Annotated in this window: 17 protein-coding genes; 9 read left to right on the top strand and 8 right to left on the bottom strand. The window is 72.5% G+C overall.

Annotation, left to right across the window (positions count from 1 at the left end):
* Window positions 1-28 precede the first annotated feature (28 nt).
* From ABZ990_RS17455 to ABZ990_RS17440, 4 genes are all read right to left on the bottom strand, one after another.
* The gene (locus tag ABZ990_RS17455; RefSeq protein WP_361231738.1) at window positions 29-1,489 is read right to left on the bottom strand and encodes an aminopeptidase; all 1,461 of its coding nucleotides are present in this window, start codon (window positions 1,487-1,489) and stop codon (window positions 29-31) included.
* 228 nt (window positions 1,490-1,717) lie between these two features.
* Window positions 1,718-2,128: a hypothetical protein gene (locus tag ABZ990_RS17450; RefSeq protein WP_361231736.1), complete on the bottom strand. Its 411-nt coding sequence runs from the start codon at window positions 2,126-2,128 to the stop codon at window positions 1,718-1,720.
* 204 nt (window positions 2,129-2,332) lie between these two features.
* Entirely contained in the window at window positions 2,333-6,370 is a 4,038-nt protein-coding gene (locus ABZ990_RS17445; RefSeq protein ID WP_361231734.1) for an ABC transporter ATP-binding protein, read from the bottom strand.
* Window positions 6,371-6,549: 179 nt separating this feature from the next.
* On the bottom strand, window positions 6,550-6,891 hold the full coding sequence (locus ABZ990_RS17440; protein ID WP_361231733.1) for a lysine transporter LysE: 342 nt from the start codon (window positions 6,889-6,891) through the stop codon (window positions 6,550-6,552).
* Window positions 6,892-7,197: 306 nt separating this feature from the next.
* Here ABZ990_RS17440 and ABZ990_RS17435 point away from each other — a divergent pair, with 306 nt between their 5' ends.
* Window positions 7,198-7,572, top strand: a complete 375-nt coding sequence (locus tag ABZ990_RS17435; RefSeq protein ID WP_361231731.1) for a hypothetical protein — start codon at window positions 7,198-7,200, stop codon at window positions 7,570-7,572.
* A 174-nt stretch (window positions 7,573-7,746) separates the two neighbouring features.
* A complete protein-coding gene (locus ABZ990_RS17430) occupies window positions 7,747-9,126 on the top strand; it encodes an MFS transporter (RefSeq protein WP_361231729.1) in 1,380 nt (459 codons plus the stop codon).
* A 156-nt stretch (window positions 9,127-9,282) separates the two neighbouring features.
* Here ABZ990_RS17430 and ABZ990_RS17425 read toward each other — a convergent pair whose 3' ends face one another.
* Together ABZ990_RS17425 and ABZ990_RS17420 are read right to left on the bottom strand one after the other, a co-directional pair.
* Complete coding sequence (locus ABZ990_RS17425; protein ID WP_361231727.1) at window positions 9,283-9,483, bottom strand: hypothetical protein; 201 nt, start codon at window positions 9,481-9,483, stop codon at window positions 9,283-9,285.
* On the bottom strand, window positions 9,480-10,070 hold the full coding sequence (locus ABZ990_RS17420; RefSeq protein WP_361231725.1) for an ATP-binding protein: 591 nt from the start codon (window positions 10,068-10,070) through the stop codon (window positions 9,480-9,482). The genes ABZ990_RS17425 and ABZ990_RS17420 overlap by 4 nt, the downstream gene beginning before the upstream one ends.
* A gap of 345 nt (window positions 10,071-10,415) precedes the next feature.
* Between ABZ990_RS17420 and ABZ990_RS17415 the strand changes: the two genes are divergently transcribed.
* Genes ABZ990_RS17415 through ABZ990_RS17400 form a run of 4 tightly spaced genes read left to right on the top strand, consistent with a single transcriptional unit; the run spans window position 10,416 to window position 11,867 of the window.
* Window positions 10,416-11,279, top strand: coding sequence for a helix-turn-helix transcriptional regulator (locus ABZ990_RS17415; protein ID WP_361231723.1), 864 nt, complete (start codon window positions 10,416-10,418; stop codon window positions 11,277-11,279).
* Window positions 11,276-11,473: a DUF397 domain-containing protein gene (locus ABZ990_RS17410; RefSeq protein ID WP_361231721.1), complete on the top strand. Its 198-nt coding sequence runs from the start codon at window positions 11,276-11,278 to the stop codon at window positions 11,471-11,473. Before ABZ990_RS17415 ends, ABZ990_RS17410 begins: the two co-directional genes overlap by 4 nt.
* Before the next feature lie 59 nt (window positions 11,474-11,532).
* The gene (locus tag ABZ990_RS17405) at window positions 11,533-11,673 is read left to right on the top strand and encodes a Scr1 family TA system antitoxin-like transcriptional regulator (RefSeq protein WP_361231719.1); all 141 of its coding nucleotides are present in this window, start codon (window positions 11,533-11,535) and stop codon (window positions 11,671-11,673) included.
* The gene (locus ABZ990_RS17400; protein ID WP_361231718.1) at window positions 11,670-11,867 is read left to right on the top strand and encodes a DUF397 domain-containing protein; all 198 of its coding nucleotides are present in this window, start codon (window positions 11,670-11,672) and stop codon (window positions 11,865-11,867) included. The genes ABZ990_RS17405 and ABZ990_RS17400 overlap by 4 nt, the downstream gene beginning before the upstream one ends.
* Window positions 11,868-11,998: 131 nt before the next feature.
* Here ABZ990_RS17400 and ABZ990_RS17395 read toward each other — a convergent pair whose 3' ends face one another.
* Window positions 11,999-12,940 (bottom strand): AsnC family transcriptional regulator, encoded by a 942-nt coding sequence (locus ABZ990_RS17395; RefSeq protein ID WP_361231716.1) that lies wholly within the window; start codon window positions 12,938-12,940, stop codon window positions 11,999-12,001.
* A 122-nt stretch (window positions 12,941-13,062) separates the two neighbouring features.
* Here ABZ990_RS17395 and ABZ990_RS17390 point away from each other — a divergent pair, with 122 nt between their 5' ends.
* Window positions 13,063-14,517: an MFS transporter gene (locus ABZ990_RS17390; protein ID WP_361231714.1), complete on the top strand. Its 1,455-nt coding sequence runs from the start codon at window positions 13,063-13,065 to the stop codon at window positions 14,515-14,517.
* Between the two features lie 180 nt (window positions 14,518-14,697).
* Here ABZ990_RS17390 and speB read toward each other — a convergent pair whose 3' ends face one another.
* Complete coding sequence (gene speB / locus ABZ990_RS17385) at window positions 14,698-15,675, bottom strand: agmatinase (RefSeq protein ID WP_361231712.1); 978 nt, start codon at window positions 15,673-15,675, stop codon at window positions 14,698-14,700.
* A 189-nt stretch (window positions 15,676-15,864) separates the two neighbouring features.
* On the opposite strand from speB, the gene ABZ990_RS17380 reads away from it, so the two are divergent.
* Complete coding sequence (locus ABZ990_RS17380) at window positions 15,865-17,442, top strand: PucR family transcriptional regulator (RefSeq protein ID WP_361231710.1); 1,578 nt, start codon at window positions 15,865-15,867, stop codon at window positions 17,440-17,442.
* Between the two features lie 135 nt (window positions 17,443-17,577).
* On the top strand, window positions 17,578-17,955 hold the full coding sequence (locus tag ABZ990_RS17375) for a VOC family protein (RefSeq protein WP_361231708.1): 378 nt from the start codon (window positions 17,578-17,580) through the stop codon (window positions 17,953-17,955).
* Window positions 17,956-17,985: the final 30 nt, after the last annotated feature.

The raw sequence follows: 17,985 nt of genomic DNA, 5'->3' as shown, positions 1-17,985 counted from the left end.
CCGGCGCTCTTCATGCCCCGCGCCGAGGTCACGGACGCAGGCCGTGCTCCCGGGTGGCGTCCTCGTCGACCGGCTGGTCGAGTCGGGCGTCGTAGCGGGCGAGCGGCTTGGCGGCGGCGACGGCGGGCGCGTCGACACCGGCCCAGGCGAGCACCCGGGCGGTCGCGTTGGCCTTCTCGGCGGACACGAGACCGTCGATGTTGGCGCCGTGGTTCATGCCCGGCGCGACGTACACGTAGCTGTCGCGCGCGCTCTTGTCGAGGTGGAACTTCTCGGAGCCCCACGGGTCGTTGCCGCCGTAGACGAACAGCATCTGGTTCGCGTTCTTCCGCACCCAGTTGTCGACGTCCCGCATGACCTGCGGCTTGAACTTCATCGGGATCTCCTTCGGCACGAAGGAGCTCGCGGGCTGGTAGCCGTAGCGGCTCAGCCCGGCCAGGTGCGGCTGCTTGATGCTGGGCGAGCCCAGCTCGGTGGCCGCCTGGTAGTAGTACGGGGTGTAGGCCTCCAGGTCCTGGTCGGTGTACGCGGACCAGCCCGAGTAGGCGTCGATCGTGTCGTAGACCTCGTCGTCGCTCGCGGTGGCGGCGACCGGGATCTGGTCGCAGACGTCCTGGCCGTAGTACTGCCAGAAGCCCCACACGAAGTCGAGGACGACGGCCTCGTACGCCTTGTCGAGCGAGCCGAGCGTGTTGAAGGTGGCGCCCTCGGAAGCCGCCCAGGCCGCGTACTTCTTCTCCAGCGGCTTACGGCGCAGCAGCGCCTCGCGCTGCATGTTGTTCAGCCGGTCGCGGCAGTCCTTGGTACCGACGGTCTCGAAGAACCGGTCGTACGCCGAATCCTCGTTGTTGACCACGTCGTTGGGCGCCACGTACGCGACGACGCCGTCCATGTCCTGCGGGTAGAAGCGCTCGTAGTAGGTGGCCGTCATGCCGCCCTTGGAGGCGCCGGTGGACAGCCACTTCTTCCCGTAGATCGACTTCAGCGCCGTGAAGATGCGGTGCTGGTCGCTGGCGGCCTGCCAGATGTCCAGCTTCGACCAGTCCGCCGGCTCGGGGCGGGACGGCGAGAAGAAGCGGTACTCCATGGAGATCTGGTTGCCGTCGATGATCCGCGTCGGCTCGGTGCGGCTCGGCGTGGTGCTCAGCCCGTAGCCGCTGGTGCGGAAGACGGTGGGGCGGTCGGTGTCCTTGTGGAGGACCGAGATCCGCTGCTGGAAGGTGCCCGCCCACGGGCGCTTGTGGTCGATCGGCTGCTCGTAGTTGAGGACGAAGTAGCGGTAACCCGCGTACGGCTTCTCCTCGATGAGGCTCATCCCCGGGATCGCCAGCAGGCGGTCCTTGATGTCGGCGCTGACGGCCGCGTCCGCGGTCGCGGTCCGCCCGGCATCGGCCGCCTGTGTGTCGGCGGCGGTGGCCACCGTGGCCGTCGGGCCGACGGTGCCTATGACCACCGAAAGCGACACGAGCCATCTCAGCGACTTGCGCATTCACCCTCCCCTGGGTTCACAACGGTGACGTGAACCTAGCGGGGACGGTGTCCGCACCGCCAGACCCGACGGCCACTTACCTCTGTATCAGCAGAGGATCCGGCCCCGGCTCGTGACGGCACCGGCGGTGGCGTGGGCGGTGGCGTCGGCGGTGGCATGCGCGGTCGTATCGGCAGGAATGGTGTCAGCGGGAAGGGTGTCGGCAGGAATTGGTGTCGACAGGGGACGTCAGCAGAGGATCCAGCCCGTGGCCTTGGAGCGGCCGTCGAGCGTGGCGGAGGCGCGTACACAGCGGTTGAGGGCGTGGACGGTGACCGGTCCGGCCTGGCGGGCGAAGCGGCCCTTGTCGACGACGGCCCGCCCGCCGCGCGCCTGGAGCGACACCGACATGGGCCGGGGCGCGCCGGACCGCTTGGCGACGGCGAGGGCGCAGACGTACGAGCGGGTGCGGTACAGCCGCAGTTCCCCGGTGGCGAAGCCGATCACCTGGGTGGGCCGGCCCTGGCAGCCGGAGGCGGCCTTCGCGCTCCCGGCCCCCGGGTCGCCGAGGACGAGGGTGCCGATGGCGAGCAGCAGGGCGAGTGGATACGCGGCGGCGCGGCGCCCGGCTCGCCGTACGCCCCCCGCGCGCCCGCGCACGCCCGTTTCCCTCCGCACCCCCGCATACCTCCCCGTCTCGTACACACAGATGACGCACAGGAAGGCGAATTAGTTGCCCTCCGTGCTCACGCCGGGGGTACGAGGAGGGCGGTGCGTACGCTCCGTACACACCGCCCGTACACACCGCCCGTACGCACCGCCCGTACGCACCGCCCTCCTCGTGACCTGGCCCCCAGGGCGGCCTCAGCCGGTCTCGGAGGCCATCGCCCGGTCCTTGCCGTGGCCTTCGCCGCGCCGGCCCTCGGCGCCAGCGGCGTCCTCGGCGTCGGATTCGGTGTCGGCGTCGGCGTCGGCGTCGGCGTCGGCGTCCTCGCCGATGAAGGTGCGCCACAGCGTCGCGTACCGGCCGTCCAGAGCCAGCAGCTCGTCGTGGGTGCCGTCCTCGGCGACCCGGCCGTGGTCCATGACGACCACCCGGTCGGCGCGGGCGGCCGTGGTGAGCCGGTGGGCGACGATCAGAGTGGTGCGGGGCCCCGTGCCGGGGGTCTCGCCGTCCGCCGTACGACGCCCGGCGAGCCGGTCCGTCGCCGCGTTGACCTGCGCCTCGGTGGCCAGGTCGAGCGCGGCCGTCGCCTCGTCGAGAAGCAGGACATCGGGGTCGACCAGCTCGGCGCGGGCCAGGGCGATCAGCTGGCGCTGGCCCGCCGAGAGGTTGCGGCCGCGCTCGGCGACCTCGTGGAGGTAGCCGCCGTCGAGCCCGGCGATCATGTCGTGGGCGCCGACCGCGCGGGCCGCCGCCTCCACCTCGGCGTCGCTCGCCTCGGGCCGCCCGTACGCGATGGCGTCGCGCACCGTCCCGGGGAAGAGGTACGACTCCTGCGGCACCACGCCGAGCCGGTGGCGGTACTGGGTCATGTCGAGCTCGCGCAGGTCGGTGCCGTCGGCGGTGACCCGGCCCGAGGTCGGGTCGTAGAACCGGGCGACCAGCTTGACCAGCGTCGACTTGCCCGCGCCGGTCTCGCCGACGAAGGCGACGGTCTGGCCGGCGGGTATCCGCAGGTCGACCTTGGTGAGCGCGGCCCCGGCGGTCTTGGTGCCGGTCTCGGCACCGGTACCGGTACCGGTCTCGGCCGCTTCGTCGGCCGCGCCGCCGCCCCCGTACGCGAACGACACGTCCTCGAAGGCGAGGTCGCCGCGCAGCGCCCGCACCGGGCGCGGGGTGCCGACGGCGGCGGTGGAGGTGGGCTCCTGGAGGAGTTCCTGGATCCGCTTGAGGGAGACGGTGGCCTGCTGGTAGCCGTCGAAGACCTGGGAGAGCTGCTGCACCGGCGCGAAGAACAGGTCGATGTAGAGCAGGTACGCGACCAGCGCGCCGGTGGTCAGCGTGCCCGCCTCGATGCGGTGCGCGCCGACGATGAGCACGGCGGCGGAGGCCACCGCCGACAGCAGGGTGACGAACGGGAAGTAGACCGAGATCAGCCACTGGCCGCGCACCCGGGCCGCCCGGTACTCGACGCTGCGCGCCGTGAACCGCTCCGCACCCGTCCGCTCGCGCCGGAACGCCTGCACGATCCGCAGCCCCGCGACCGACTCCTGGAGATCGGCGTTGACGGAACTGATCCGCTCACGGGCCAGCTCGTACGCCTTCACGCTGGCGCGGCGGAAGAAGTACGTGGCGACGGCGAGCACCGGCAGGGTCGCGAAGACGACCAGGGCGAGCTGGAGGTCGAGGACCAGCAGCGCGACCATGATGCCGAAGAAGGTGACGACGGAGACGAAGGCCGTGACCAGGCCGGTCTGGAGGAAGGTCGACAGGGCGTCGACGTCCGTGGTCATCCGGGTCATGATCCGCCCGGTCAGCTCGCGCTCGTAGTAGTCGAGACCGAGCCGCTGGAGCTGGGCGAAGATCTTCAGCCGCAGGGTGTAGAGGATCCGCTCGCCGGTACGGCCGGTGACCCGGGTCTCCGTCGTCTGCACCACCCACTGCACGAGCACCGTGAGCAGCGCGAGCAGCGAGGCGGCCCAGACGGCGCCGATCGCCATCTTGTCGACACCCTGGTCGATGCCGTGCCGGATCAGGATCGGCAGCAGCAGACCGGCGCCCGCGTCGACGGCGACCAGGGCGAGGCTGAACAGCAGCGGACGGCCGAAGCCGTGCAGCAGACGGCGCAGTCCGTACGACTTCTCGGGGGCCACGGCCCGGGTCTCGTCGACGTCCGGGGTGTCGTCGGCGGGCGGCAGGGCGGCGACGGCGGCGAGGAGTTCCGGGGTGGCGCCGGGCGTGCTCGCCTCGCGCTCGGCGGTCTCGTCGCGTACCCACAGGGTGGGCGTGATGCCGCGCTCGGCGTCGAACTCGGCGTCCAGTTCGGCGCGCAGCGCGCGGTCCTCGGGCGTGCCCGCGCCCGTGTCCTCGGAGTCGTCCACGGCCGGGGGCAGGATGTGGCCGGGCGAGACGCCGCCGAGTTCGTCGGGGTCGGTGAGCAGTCGGCGGTAGAGCGCGGAACGCTCCTGAAGCTCCTCGTGGGTGCCGATGTCGGCGAGCCGGCCGCCGTCGAGGACGGCGATGCGGTCGGCGAGGTTGAGGGTGGAGCGGCGGTGGGCGATGAGCAGGGTCGTACGGCCCGCCATCACCGAGGTCAGGGCCTCGTGGATCTCGTGCTCGACGCGGGCGTCGACGGCGGACGTGGCGTCGTCGAGGACCAGCAGCCGGGGGTCGGTGAGGATGGCGCGGGCGAGCGCGACGCGCTGGCGCTGGCCGCCGGAGAGGGTGAGCCCGTGCTCGCCGACCTTGGTGTCGTATCCCTCGGGCAGCTCGGCGATGAAACGGTCCGCCTGCGCGGCGCGGGCGGCCGTCTCGATCTGTTCGCGGGTGGCGCCGGGCACGCCGTACGCGATGTTCGCGGCGACCGTGTCGGAGAACAGGAAGCTGTCCTCGGGGACCATGCCGACGGCGGCGCGCAGCGAGTCGAGGGTGAGGTCGCGGACGTCGTGGCCGCCGACGCGGACGGTGCCGCGGGTCACGTCGTAGAAGCGGGGCAGGAGGAGGGAGACGGTGGACTTGCCGGATCCGGAGGCGCCGACGACGGCGACGGTCTCGCCGGGGCGTATCTCCAGGGAGAAGCGGTCGAGGACGGCCTTTCCGCCGCCGGTCCCGCTGGCCTCCTCTTCGGCTTCTTCCGTCCCGGGCTCGCCCGGCTTGCCGTACGCGAAGGAGACGTCGTCGAACTCGACGGTCGCGGGGGCGTCCGCCGGCAGCTCCGTGGTGCCGTCGGTCATGGTCGGCTCGGTGTCGATCAGCTCCAGGACCCGCTCGACGCCGGCCCGGGCCTGCTGGCCGACGGTGAGGACCATGGCGAGCATGCGGACCGGGCCGACGAGGGAGGCCAGGTAGGAGGAGAAGGCGACGAAGGTGCCGAGGGTGATCTGGCCCCGGTACGCGAGCCAGCCGCCGAGCGCGAGCACGCCGACCTGGCCGAGGGCGGGCACCGCCTGGAGGGCGGGGGTGTAGCGGGCGTTCAGCCGGATCGTCCGCAGCCGGCCCGCGAACAGCTTCCGGCCGGCCTCGCGGATCTTGCCGGTCTCCTGCTCCTCCTGGCCGAAGCCCTTCACGACCCGGACGCCGGTGACGGCGCCGTCCACGACGGTCGCGACGGAGGCCGCCTGCGCCTGCGCGTACCAGGTGGCGGGGTGCAGCCGGGAACGGCTGCGGCGGGCGATCCACCACAGCGCGGGCGCCACGGCGAGCGCGATGAGGGTGAGCGGGAGCGAGAGCGCGGCCATCACGCCGAGCGAGATGAGGAAGAGCAGGATGTTCCCGATGGTCATCGGGAGCATGAAGAGCAGGCTCTGAATCAGCTGGAGGTCGCTGGTGGCGCGCCCGACGACCTGGCCGGTCGACAGCTCGTCCTGGCGCCGTCCGTCGAGCCGGACGATCGTCCCGTACATCTCGGTCCGCAGGTCGTGCTGGACGTCGAGGGCGAGGCGTCCGCCGTAGTAGCGGCGTATGTAGGTGAGGACGTAGACGACGACGGCGGCGGCTATGAGCAGGCCGGTCCACATCGTGAGGGAGCCGGTCTTGGCGCCGATGACGTCGTCGATGATCACCTTGGTGATGAGCGGGACGAGCGCGAGCACGGCCATGCCGGCCAGCGACGACCCGAGCGCGAGCACCACGTCGGTCTTGTAGCGCCAGGCGTACCCCCACAGCCTGCGCGCCCAGCCCTGTTGCCGCGGACGGTCCCCCGCCCGCTCCTGTGTCCGTTCCTGCCCCACGACGGCCACGCGGCGCCTCCCATCCTTGCTGGTCTACCGCAAGGCCCAACACGGCCGGGTTGGCTTTTCATCCCATCTGAATAATTACGCGGGAAGACCGGTCGGAGGTCCTAGGTCCGGGGCGGGGGCTGGGGCGGGAGGGGCGGGGCGGGGCCAGGGGGCGGCCGGGGCCTCGCACCCGGGCAGGGTCACAGACAGCCACAGCCGGTGCCGTAGAGCAGCAGGAAGACCGCCACGCCGGCGACCGCGGTGAACGCGATGGCGCCGGCCGCGGCGAACCACCGGTAGCGGCGGGACTTCGCAGGGGTACGGAAGGCGGACACGGCGCCGTACGCGAGGAAGGCCCCGAGCGCTCCGGCACCCGCGAGGGTGAGATGCGGACTGAAGGACCAGCCGAGGTAGGTGAGCGCCGCCAGGGCGGCGAGCAGTGCGCAGGCGAGTCCCTGGAGGATCAGATCGGCGAGGGTCTCGCCCACCGTCTCCGTCAGGAAGTCCCCGATGCCCCGGGCGATGACCTTGAGGTTGCTCACGTCGTCGGCCGGAGCGCTGGGGCTACCGGGGCCTTCCGCGCCGCCCCACGCGGCTGGGTCGCCCCCGGCGCCCCCCGGCGCCCGCACCGGCCGTCTCCGCCAGGCCGGCCACATCGCTCACACCGCTTACACCGCTCGCACCGCTCACGCCCACGGTGCCCCTCTCGCTTCCGATCACCCCCGTCCGGCCGAAGAGACCCGATCGGGGCCGGGAGGGTTGACCCGGCGTGGGTAGGACCCCGGTGCGGTCGCCGGCCGGCGGTCGTACGGCGCGGTGGAAACACGCTGGGACGGGAGAGGAAGCCGATGGCGCGGGTCGAGGACGGGAAGCCGTACGGGTGGGGGCGGCTGCATGCCGCCTTCCGGGTGCTGGAGGGGCTGGCCGGGGGAACCTCCCGGCTCGCGGAGCCCGCGCGGCGCCGGGAGACGATCGACAAGCCGCGGGTCACGGTGGTCCGGCTGCTGCGCGACACGAGCGAGCACGTTCTGCTCGCGCGGGAGAAGGGCGGCGATCATGCCAAGGCCGCAGCGCAGGTCTACGCCGACATCGCCGAGCTGATCGCACCGGAGCGGATGTACGCCAAGAACCCGACGAAGGAGGAGATCGCCGAGTTCGAACAGGGGTACGAGAGCCAGCTGGCCCGCTACCGCGACCGCTGGGGCGCCCTCGTGACCGACTGATCCGGGGCCGGGCCCGGGCGGTCCCGGGCGGACCGCCCTCCCTGCTCACCAGCCTGGTGGAGGGAGACTCGTTGAGGGATATTTCGTGTCCCTGATATCGATGATCCCGTGACGGACACCCGGTTAGAGACGATCCCGCCCACGGCGGCCCATCCCACCCCTCGCGACTGGCGCATGCTCGCGGTCGCCCTGATCGCCACCTTCATGGGGAGCTTCGACCTCTTCGTCGTCAACGTCGCCACCGAGACGCTCCGTTCGGACCTGCGCGCGAGTGATGCCGCACTCGAACTCGTCGTCTCCGGCTACGCGTTCGCGTACGCGGCGGGCCTGGTGACCGGCGGCCGGCTCGGCGACCGGTACGGCTACCGGCGGATGTTCACGACCGGCATGGCGTCCTTCGCGATCGCCTCCCTGCTCTGCGGTCTCGCCCAGTCCCCGGCCCAACTCGTCGCGGGCCGCCTCGCGCAGGGGCTCGCGGCCGCCGTGATGGTGCCGCAGGTGCTCTCCCTGATCACGGCCCGCTTCCCCGCCTCCCACCGGGGCCGGGCGACCGCCTGGCACGGCGCTGCCGCCGGACTGGGCTCGATCGCCGGCCAACTGCTCGGCGGCGTCCTGCTGGAGGCGGACGTCCTGGGGCTCGGCTGGCGGGTCATCTTCCTGGTGAACGTCCCCGTGGGCGCCGTCGCCTGCGTGCTCGCGGGCGTCGCGCTGCCCCGGCTCACCGGCGGACAGCACCGGTTCGACCCGCTCGGCGCCCTCGGCGTCACCGTGACGCTGGCCCTCGTGCTCGCGCCGCTCTCCCTCGGCCGGGAGACGGGATGGCCCGGGTGGACCTGGGCCTGCCTGGCGCTGTCCGTACCTGCCGGGTGGCTCACCCTGCGCTGGCAGCGGATCCTGCGGGCGCGCGGCGGTGAACCCGTCCTGGATCCCGGCCTGTTCCGCAACCGCGCCTATGTGCGGCTCGTCGGCGCCGTCGGACTCTTCCAACTCTATTTCGGCGCCTACATGTTCACGCTCGCGCTGCTCCTCCAGGCCGGACTCGGCGCGCGCCCCCTCACGGCGGCCCTCGCCTTCCTCCCGCAGGCACTGCTCTTCAGTGTCGGCTCGCTGCTCAGCGGACGGCTCACGGCCCGCCACGGCACCGTGGTGCCGGGCATCGGCGGGGCGCTGATCGTTCTCGGACTGGGCCTGCTCGCCGCGCAGTTGACCCTCACGGACGGGCAGGTCACCACCACCGGGCTGGCTCCCGCCCTCGCCCTCGGCGGTCTCGGCAACGGGCTCCTGCTGCCCACCCTGATCGGTTCGGCCCTGTCCCGGGTGAGCCCCCGGGAGGCCGGTGCCGCGTCGGGTGCTCTCAGCACCGTTCAGCAGGCGGCGAGTTCACTCGGGGTGACCGTGCTCGGCATGGTCTTCTTCACCGTCGCGGGCCCCGGTCTGCACGAGGCACCCACCGCGATGGCGACGGTCACGCTCGTCTTCATCGTGCTGACGGCGGCGGCGGTGGCGCTGCTGCGGCCGAGGAGGCTCCGGGCCTCAGGTGGGGGCGGCGTCTAGAGGCTCCGTCCGGCCGCGTAAGTCATGAGCCGCGAACGACCAGGGGTGCCGGGCCGGTCGGCCGGCACCCCTGACACGTACGGCCGCCGGATGAGCGAGCCACGCGGACCGCGCCCCTCACTCCGCTACGAGTGCCGCCGGGGCTCGGTCAGGGACTCAGCGCGGCACGGAATCGCGTCCCGGCCCCAACGCCGACCCCAGCCCCGGATCCTCGCCACTCTCAGCGACGAGGAGCGCGCCCACCAGGTCGACCAGCCCCTCCTGAAGCGCTTCGAGCCGGGCGGCAGCCCACTGGTCGTACAGATCAGGGGTGGCGGGCCCGGCGGGCTCGTCCAGCTCGCGGCGGGGAGCGGTCACGGCTTCGCCATCGCCCCGGCGCCCAGCCCTCCGGCGTCCGGCCCTCCGGCGTCCAGCTCACACCAGACGCGTTTGCCGGTGGTGACGTACTCGATGCCCCACCGGTCGGCCAGGGCGGCGACGAGGCAGAAGCCTCGGCCGGACTCCTCGTCGTCGCCCGGCGGCCGGGACGCGGGCACTCTCGTCCGGCCGACGTCCAGCACCACGATGCGGACGGTGGTCTCGGTGGTCCGGGTGACCGCCACGCCGATTCGCCGTGAGTCCGTGTGGACCACGGCGTTCGTGACCAGCTCGGAGACCAGAAGCCGGGCCGTTTCGACCAGTTGCCCCAGCCCCCACGCTTCGAGGGCGCGGACGGCGTCGCGCCGGGCCTCGCCGGGGGCCGTCGGCCGGGCCTTATACCGGGCGAGGTAGCCGGGCGGCCCCATCGAGGCCGGTGAGATGTGATTCACAGTCGCCCCCGTGACGGCCTGGATGCTCCAGCGGGCGGCGGGAGCGGGGGCATGCTCGTGCTCGTGCTCGTGCTCACAAGCCGAAGTCGCATCGGGATGGGGGGTCATGGTGGTGATCGGAAGGGGCGCGGTCATCGCCGTTCCTCTGCGTGTACAGCTGAGACGTGGGGGGAGCGGCGGTCACCGGCCAAGGCCCGGTGACCGCCCGGATCGGGCGGCATGGGGGTACGCCCGATCTTGGTGACGGAGCGTCCTACACACCCGTGTCGCGACGAACCGCCACTCCTTCGCGAGAGCTAGAGTGCTCCCGAATCCGAGGGGTGAGCAACTGGCGCACCTACTCGAATTCCTGTCCACCATCGACGAGTTGAACCCCTCGCAAGCACCATGCGACCCCAGCGCGGAAGGCGCGAACCCCAGCGGGGAAGGCGACCACCCATGGGTGACATGACGTCACCCGGCAAGGGAGAATGAGGAGTCATGCCGAACCAGAGAGCCAGGCCCACCCTGCGACGCCGCAGGCTCGGCGAGCAGTTGGCGGCGAAGCGTGTCCAGGCCGGCCTCGGTGTCGACGCCGCCTCGACACTCATGGGCTGGGACAAGCCCACCCTGTCGAAGGTCGAGAACGCCCGACGCCATATCTCCGTCAAGGAAGTCCACGACCTCCTCGGCCATTACGGCGTCACCGACCCCGCGTTCATCGAGGCGATGGTCGCCCTCGCCCGTGACGCGGGCAAGAGAGGCTGGTGGGCCGGGTTCGGTGACGTCGCCGACTCGACCCAGGACCTTCTGAGCGTGGAAAACGACGCGGAAGGCGTGCGCTTCTTCTCCCCGACCCTGGTCCCCGGACTGCTCCAGCGCGGCGGTTACGCCCGCCAGGTCATCAACGCCGCCGCGATCACCCGGACCGACGAGGACAAGGACGCGCTCTCCCGTCTCCGGCTGGCCCGGCAGTCCGTACTCGAACGCTCACCGAACCCGCTGCGCCTGTGGGCGGTGATCGGCGAGGCGGCGCTGCATCAGCGCTTCCCCGACCCTGACGCCATGCGCGACCAGCTCAGCTACCTGCTGGATGTCTCCCACTGCAAGGGCATCACGGTCCAGGTGATGCCGCTCGACTGCCATGGGCACCCGGGCATGGTCGGGATGTTCAGCATCGTCAACTTCCCCTCGCCCTGGCCCACCGTCGTTCATCTGGAGAACCTTCGCGGCGGCACCTTCGTGGAGGGAACCACCGACGTGGCGGTCTTCGAGGAAGCCTTCGATCAGATCGTCGCCACCGCGCTGTCGCCCGACGCGTCGCGCGAGACCATCAAGAAGATCCTGGAGGAGAAACACTCATGACCGCCCCCGCCCCTGACAGCCCCGCCTGGTTCAAGTCCTCGTTCAGCGGTGGCGAAGGCGACTGCGTCGAGGTCGCGGACATGCCCGGCACCCTGTACGTCCGCGACTCGAAGGACAAGACCGGCCCCAACCTCGCCTTCGGACCGGCGGAGTTCACCGCCTTCGTCGCCTACGCCTCGACGCTGACCGTCTGACCACCCCCACGACAGACTCCTCTCCCCCGAGCGAATCGGGGGAGAGAGCCCATCTGGAGATGCGCGGCGGCACCTTCGTGGAGGGAACCACCGATGTGGCGGTCTTCGAGGAAGCCTTCGATCAGATCGTCGCCACCGCGCAATCGCCCGACGCGTCGCGCGAGACCATCAAAAAGAGCCTGGAGGAGAAACACCCATGACCGCCCCCACCCCTGACAGCCCCGCCTGGTTCAAGTCCTCGTTCAGCGCCGGCGAGCAGGACTGCGTCGAGGTCGCGGACATGCCCGGCACCCTGTACGTCCGCGACTCGAAGGACAAGACCGGCCCCAACCTCGCCTTCGGACCTGCGGAGTTCACCACCTTCGTCGCCTACGCCTCGACGCTGGCCGTCTGACCACCCGACCGCACGACCGCACGACCACCCGACCGCCCGCACACGCGACAGGCCCGTCTCTCCCGAACCGATCCGGTCGGAGAGAGATGGGCCTGTCGCGTGTGCGCCCTCCGGGCCGCCGGCGTGGCGGCTCAGGGCGTGGTGACGCGCTTGACCTCGCGGAGGATGGGGGCGGACTCGAAGGCGTCGATGGGCAGGGGGCCGAGCTTCTCGTTCGTATAGCGGTAGAGATCGTGGGGATCGCGGAAGACACCGCTGGCGACGATGTTGGAGGGGCCGGTGGCGGCGGCGGCGAACGGGATCTCCGGGTGTGTGGCGAGGGCTTTGCCGACGGTCTGCAGGTGGGCGGGGCTCACCCGGAGCCAGAGCCGCGCGGCGAGGCGGTAGCCGAGGAGTTCGTGGTCGAAATCGACGGCGAAGCCGATCGCGCCCGTGTCGCGGAGACGGTCCAGGCGGCGCTGGACGGTCGAGAGCGAGCGTCCGGTGGCGGTGGCGAGTTCGGCCAGGGGGGTACGGCCGTCGACGGCGAGCCGGCCGAGGAGGACGTGGTCGGTGGCGTCCAGGGCGACGGGGGGAGCGGGGGTGTCGGGATCCCCGGCCGGCGGGCTGGTGCCGAAGCGGGTGCCGTGCCAGGTGTCGGAGGCGCCGGTGAACATGTGCAGCAGGCAGTGGGCGCTGATGGCGGTCACCTGGGGGGTGCGGGGCAGCTTCTCCAGGAGCAGGACGTCACGTTCGCGGCGGCTGCGGGTGTTGATCGAGCAGCAGATCTCGGTACCACCGGAGGCGATGGTGATCCAGCTGGAGTCGGAGCGGCGGGCGAGGGCTTCGGCGATCGTGGCGGCGGCGTGCGGGACGGTGTGCAGCCGCAGGATCCAGCGGGTCAGGCCTACTCGGGAATGTACGGGTTGGCCGCTGACGCGCAGGCCGAGTCCGCGCAGGCGCTGGTAGCGGCGCGCGATGGTGGTCTCGGAGACACCGAGCTGTTCGGCGATCCGGGCGAAGGGCGCACGGGCATCGAGCTGGAGCAGATGCAGGAATCGCTCGTCCAGTGCGTCCGGCGTGTGGGATTTCACTCGCGTCTCCCGGGTGGAGCGTGGGACTTTCCTGGCACCAAGGGTACGGCTGGGGGCGGAAGGACGGCGGGCTCGATAGTTGCCGGGTCACTTTCCCCTGGACGTCGCGAAGGCAGTATCCGATGAACACCCTGGTCCCCTCCCCCTCCTCAGACCGCCTGGTGCGTGATCCCGGCCGAGGCCGGGGGCCCCGGTGGGCGGTGCTCTTCCTGGCCTGCCTGGGGCAGTTCCTGGTGATCCTCGACGTCTCGGTGATGAACGTGGCCCTCCCGCCGCTGCGGGAGGACCTGGGGATGAGCGCGGCGGCACTGCAGTGGGTGACCATCGCCTACGTGATCCCGTTCTCGGGGTTCATGCTGCTGTTCGGGCGCCTGGGCGATCTGCTCGGGCAGCGGACGATCTTCATCGCCGGCACGGCGCTGTTCACGCTCGCGAGTCTGGGTGGCGGACTGGCGCAGCAGCCCTGGGAGATCATCGCCGCGCGGGCCGCGCAGGGGCTGGGCTCGGCCGCGATCGCGCCGGTCACGCTGACCCTGGTGAGCACCGCCTTCACCGAGCCGGCCGCCCGCGCCCGGGCGATCGGCACCTGGGGTGCGGTCGCCTCCGCCGGTGGAGCCGCCGGCAGCCTGGTGGGCGGGGTACTGGTGCAGTACCTCTCCTGGCGTTCGGTCCTGCTCGTCAACGTCCCCGTCGGAGTGCTCGTACTGATCGGGTCCCTGGCCTGGCTCCCCCGGACCCGCCCGGCGGGCACGGCCAGGCTGGACGTGCCCGGCGCCGTGCTGGTGTGCGCGGGGCTGGCCGCCACCACGTACGGCGTCAGCCGCTCGGAGGCGCTGGGCTGGCAGGCCGCCGGCACTCTGCTGCCGCTGGCCGCCGGTGTGGTGCTGCTGGCGCTGTTCGTGCGGGTGGAGGCCCGCGCCGCCGCCCCGCTGATGCCCCTGCGGCTGTTCGCCGACCGCGGCCTGCGCGCGTCCACGGCCGGCATCGTGCCGGTGGGTCTGATGATGGTGGTGATGTGGTTCTTCCTGAACCTCTACGCCCAGAACCTTCTGCACTACTCCCCGCTGCAGGCCGGTCTGGCCGTCCTGCCGCACTCCCTGGTGCTCGCGATCTCCTCGAAGCACGCCGCCCGTCTCGCCCAGCGCACCGGCGTCAAGACGGTCATCACCGCGGGCCTGGCCCTCACCGCGGCCGGCTCGCTGTGGCAGTACACGGCCATGACCCCCGACGGCGGCTACGTGGCCGCTCTCCTGCTGCCCGGTGTGACGATGTCCCTGGGCCTGGGCTACGCCGCCACCGCTCTGACCTCCCTGACCACCAGCAGCGTGCCCGCCGAGGACATGGGCACGGCCTCCGGCATCAGCAACACCACCCGCCACATGGGCGGCGCCCTGGGCCTGGCCGCGCTCTCCGCCGTCGCCACCGCCCGTATCGGGCAGGACACCGGCGCCGCGAGCCCGGCGCGGACGGCCGAGGGCTACGCGCTGGTCTTCCTCGTCATCGCCTGCCTCTTCGCCCTGGCCACGCTCGTCATGCTCGTCGCCGTTCCCTCCCGCGCGGGCGGAACACCGCGATGACCTCCCCGCCCCGGACCCGGGCCGGGCGGCCGACGCGCCTTCCGCATCGATGACGGCCGGCGATTCCCGGCCGGAGGAAACGCGGACGAGACGCGAACGATCCGCGAACGATCAGGGGTGCCGGGCCTGTTGGCCGGCACCCCTGGTGCGCAGGGCGGGCGGAGAGCCCCCGGACGGTTCCTAGCGGGCGGCGGCGATCTGGCGGGACATGATCGTGGTCAGCTCGTACGCGGTGTGGGAGGCGGCCACGGCGGTGATCTCCGCGTGGTCGTACGCCGGGGCGACCTCCACCACGTCCGCCGAGACCAGGTTGCAGGAGGACAACCCCCGCAGGATCTCCAGGAGTTCGCGCGAGGTCATGCCGCCCGCCTCCGGGGTGCCAGTGCCGGGCGCGTGGGCCGGGTCGAGGCAGTCGATGTCGATGGAGATGTACAGCGGGCGGTCGCCGATGCGCTGCCGCAGCTGGTCGGCGACCTCGTCGGCACCGCGCCGGTAGACGTCGGCGGAGGTGACGATGCCGAAGCCCATCTTCTCGTCGTCGGTGAGGTCCTGCTTGCCGTACAGCGGGCCTCGGGTGCCGACGTGCGAGAGGGCCGAGGTGTCGAGGATCCCCTCCTCCACCGCCCGCCGGAACGGGGTGCCGTGCGTGTACTCGGCGCCGAAGTACGTGTCCCAGGTGTCGAGATGCGCGTCGAAGTGGAGCAGGGCGACCGGGCCGTGCTTCTTGGCGACGGAACGCAGCAGCGGCAGCGCGATGGTGTGGTCGCCGCCCAGGGTCATCATCCGGGCGCCGGTGGCGAGCAGATCGTCGGCGGCGGCCTCGATGGTCTCGACGGCCTCGTGGATGTCGAACGGGTTGGCCGCGATGTCACCGGCGTCCGCGACCTGCGCGAGCGCGAACGGGGAGGCGTCCTGCGCCGGGTTGTACGGGCGCAGCAGCCGGGACGCCTCACGGATCGCGTTGCCGCCGAAGCGGGCGCCGGGGCGGTAGGAGACACCGGTGTCGAACGGGACGCCGACCACGGCGACGTCGGCGGTGCCGACCTCGTCGAGCCTCGGCAGCCGGGCGAACGTCGCGGGACCGGCGTACCTCGGGACGCGGGACGAGTCGATCGGGCCGCGCGGGGGGCTCGCGTTCTGGTCGCTGCTGCTGCTCACGTCCGGTCCTCCTGAGGATGTCGGGGTGCTGGGGTGTCGGGGTGTCGCGGTGCTGGGGTGCTGTGGGGCGATCGGGATCCCAGGGTGCCGGGGATCTCGGTCGGCACGACAGTAGGACGCCGGAGAGCGGCACAGAAGTGTAGGTTTCCTCCACTCTGGTGCTCTGCGATGTACGAAGGATCCACTCACGTGAACGCTCCGGAAGCCCCGGCTACCCCCCTGGCCCCGCTGGTCCCCCCGGTCCCGCCGGCCTTCCCGCTCCCCCGGATCCCGCTGTCGGCGCTGCTCGGCGAGGCCGGACTGGGGCTGCGGCTGCTCGCGGGGCCGTCGGACGCGGCGGACACGCCCTTGCAGGGGGTGCACGCCTCCGAGATGGCCGACCCGTACCCGTATCTGCTCGGCGGCGAGCTGCTGCTGACGGCCGGGGCGCAATTCCCGGCGTCACCAACGGACTTGATGGACCCGGCGCGCTACGCCGCACGGGTGCGGGAGGCAGGGGCGGCAGCGCTCGGGTTCGGGGTGACGCCGGTGCACGACACGGTGCCGGCGGACCTGGTCGAGGCGTGCGAGCGGCTCGGGCTGCCGCTGATCGAGGTACCTCCGAGGACACCGTTCACGGCGGTGGCGCGGGCGCTGTGGGGGCTGATGGCGCGGGCCCGGACGCGCGAACTGGGGCGGGTGAGCGAGGCCCAGCGGTCCCTGGCGGCTGCTGCCGCCCGGCCCGACCCGGTACCGGCGGTCCTCGGCGCGCTGGCGGCGCGGCTCGACGGGCGGGCGGTGCTGTTCGGGGCGGACGGTACGGAGTCGGCGGCGGCCGGGCGCGCGGTGCCGCCGGAGACGGCGCGGGCGCTCGCGGAGCTGGCGGGGGTGGTACGGTCCCGGCCGCGCGGCCCGTCGTCGGCGAGTGACGGCGGCGGCAGCGGCGGGGCCGGGCCGAGGCTCACGGCGTACGCGCTGGGCGGCGGCGAGGGCGGGCTGACCCTGGGCGTGGCGGCGGAGCCCGGGGCGCCGGGCGACCGGACCATCACGGGCCTCGCGGTCGTCCTCCTCTCCCTGCTGACCGCGCCGTACGACCGGGCCGCCGACACCGCCGCCCGCGACACGGCCCTGGTCCGGCTCCTCCTCGGGGCCGCCCCGGCCGACGCGGCCCGCGCCCTCGGTCCGGGCCCGTGGACCGTCGTCCACGCGCGCGGGGGCGACGGCACCCCGTTCGCGGCGACGGCCCTGGCGGCGGCGCTGGGCACCTCGCTCGTGGACCCGGGGAGTGCCGGGGTGGCAAATGCCGGGCCGGAGTGTCCGGAGGACGCCGCACCGACCGCCCCCGTCTCCGCCTCCGTACGGCTCATCCTCCCCACCGCGCCGGTCCTGCCCCAGCCCGGCTGGACCCTCGGGGTGAGCGCCCCCGCCGAGGCGGACGGTCTCGTCGCCGCCGACGCGCAGGCGGCGCGGGCGCTGCGGCGCGCCGAGGCCCGCCGGGTTCCGGTCCAGCGGCACGTCACCGGCGGGCTCGCGGCACTGGTGGACCAAGGCGAGGCGGCGGCGTACGCCCGCGACCTCCTCGCTCCCCTCTCCCCCGTCCTCGCCGAGACCCTGCGCACCTGGCTCTCGCTGCACGGGAGTTGGGACCGGACGGCGACGGCCCTGGGTGTCCACCGCAACACCGTCCGCCAGCGCGTCGGCCGTATCGCCACCCTGCTCGGCGGGCGCGACCTGGACGACCCGGACGTCCGAATGGAGTTGTGGTTCGCCCTCGGCCGTACGCCCTGACCGCCACGACCACCGAGCTCAACTCGCCGCGCCCACCAGCCGGTTCGCCGTACCCGGCCCGCCCCGCCCCCGATCGGTGAAGACTGGCCACCCAGCGGACCGCACCTCTCGAATCCTCTCGAAGGGAATCCCGCCGTGGACTACCGCCTCGAACTGATCCCGCTCCCGGTCGCCGACGTCGACCGCGCCAAAGCCTTCTACGCCGACCGGCTCGGCTTCACGGTCGACCTCGACTACAGCCCGGACGAGTCCTTCCGCGTCGTCCAGCTGACGCCGCCGGGGTCGGCGTGCTCGATCGCCCTCGGCACCGTCGTCGGCACTCCCCCGGGCTCGGTCCAGGGCCTGCACCTCGTCGTCGACGACATCCACGCCGCCCGCGCCGAACTGGTCGCGGGCGGCGTCGACGTCGCCGAGGTCGAGGCCCTGGGCGCACCGGGCAAGCCGACCGTCTCGTACGCGGCCTTCACCGACCCGGACGGCAACGGCTGGACCCTGCAACAGCTCCCCCGCTGAGCCGCGCGCCCGCGCACCCCGGCGCACGCG

Source organism: Streptomyces sp. NPDC046203, assembly GCF_040646255.1.
In the GTDB taxonomy this organism is placed as follows: Bacteria; Actinomycetota; Actinomycetes; order Streptomycetales; family Streptomycetaceae; genus Streptomyces.
The sequence above is the reverse complement of the archived record's forward strand: the minus strand, read 5'-3'. Positions and strand labels throughout refer to the sequence as shown.

Excerpts from the sequence above, each read along its gene's own strand:
- ABZ990_RS17455 (WP_361231738.1), bottom strand. The coding sequence starts at position 1,489 with ATGCGCAAGTCGCTGAGATGGCTCGTGTCGCTTTCGGTGGTCATAGGC.
- ABZ990_RS17435 (WP_361231731.1), top strand. The coding sequence starts at position 7,198 with ATGGCGCGGGTCGAGGACGGGAAGCCGTACGGGTGGGGGCGGCTGCAT.
- ABZ990_RS17430 (WP_361231729.1), top strand. The coding sequence starts at position 7,747 with ATGCTCGCGGTCGCCCTGATCGCCACCTTCATGGGGAGCTTCGACCTC.
- ABZ990_RS17420 (WP_361231725.1), bottom strand. The coding sequence starts at position 10,070 with ATGACCGCGCCCCTTCCGATCACCACCATGACCCCCCATCCCGATGCG.
- ABZ990_RS17415 (WP_361231723.1), top strand. The coding sequence starts at position 10,416 with ATGCCGAACCAGAGAGCCAGGCCCACCCTGCGACGCCGCAGGCTCGGC.
- ABZ990_RS17410 (WP_361231721.1), top strand. The coding sequence starts at position 11,276 with ATGACCGCCCCCGCCCCTGACAGCCCCGCCTGGTTCAAGTCCTCGTTC.
- ABZ990_RS17405 (WP_361231719.1), top strand. The coding sequence starts at position 11,533 with ATGCGCGGCGGCACCTTCGTGGAGGGAACCACCGATGTGGCGGTCTTC.
- ABZ990_RS17400 (WP_361231718.1), top strand. The coding sequence starts at position 11,670 with ATGACCGCCCCCACCCCTGACAGCCCCGCCTGGTTCAAGTCCTCGTTC.
- ABZ990_RS17390 (WP_361231714.1), top strand. The coding sequence starts at position 13,063 with ATGAACACCCTGGTCCCCTCCCCCTCCTCAGACCGCCTGGTGCGTGAT.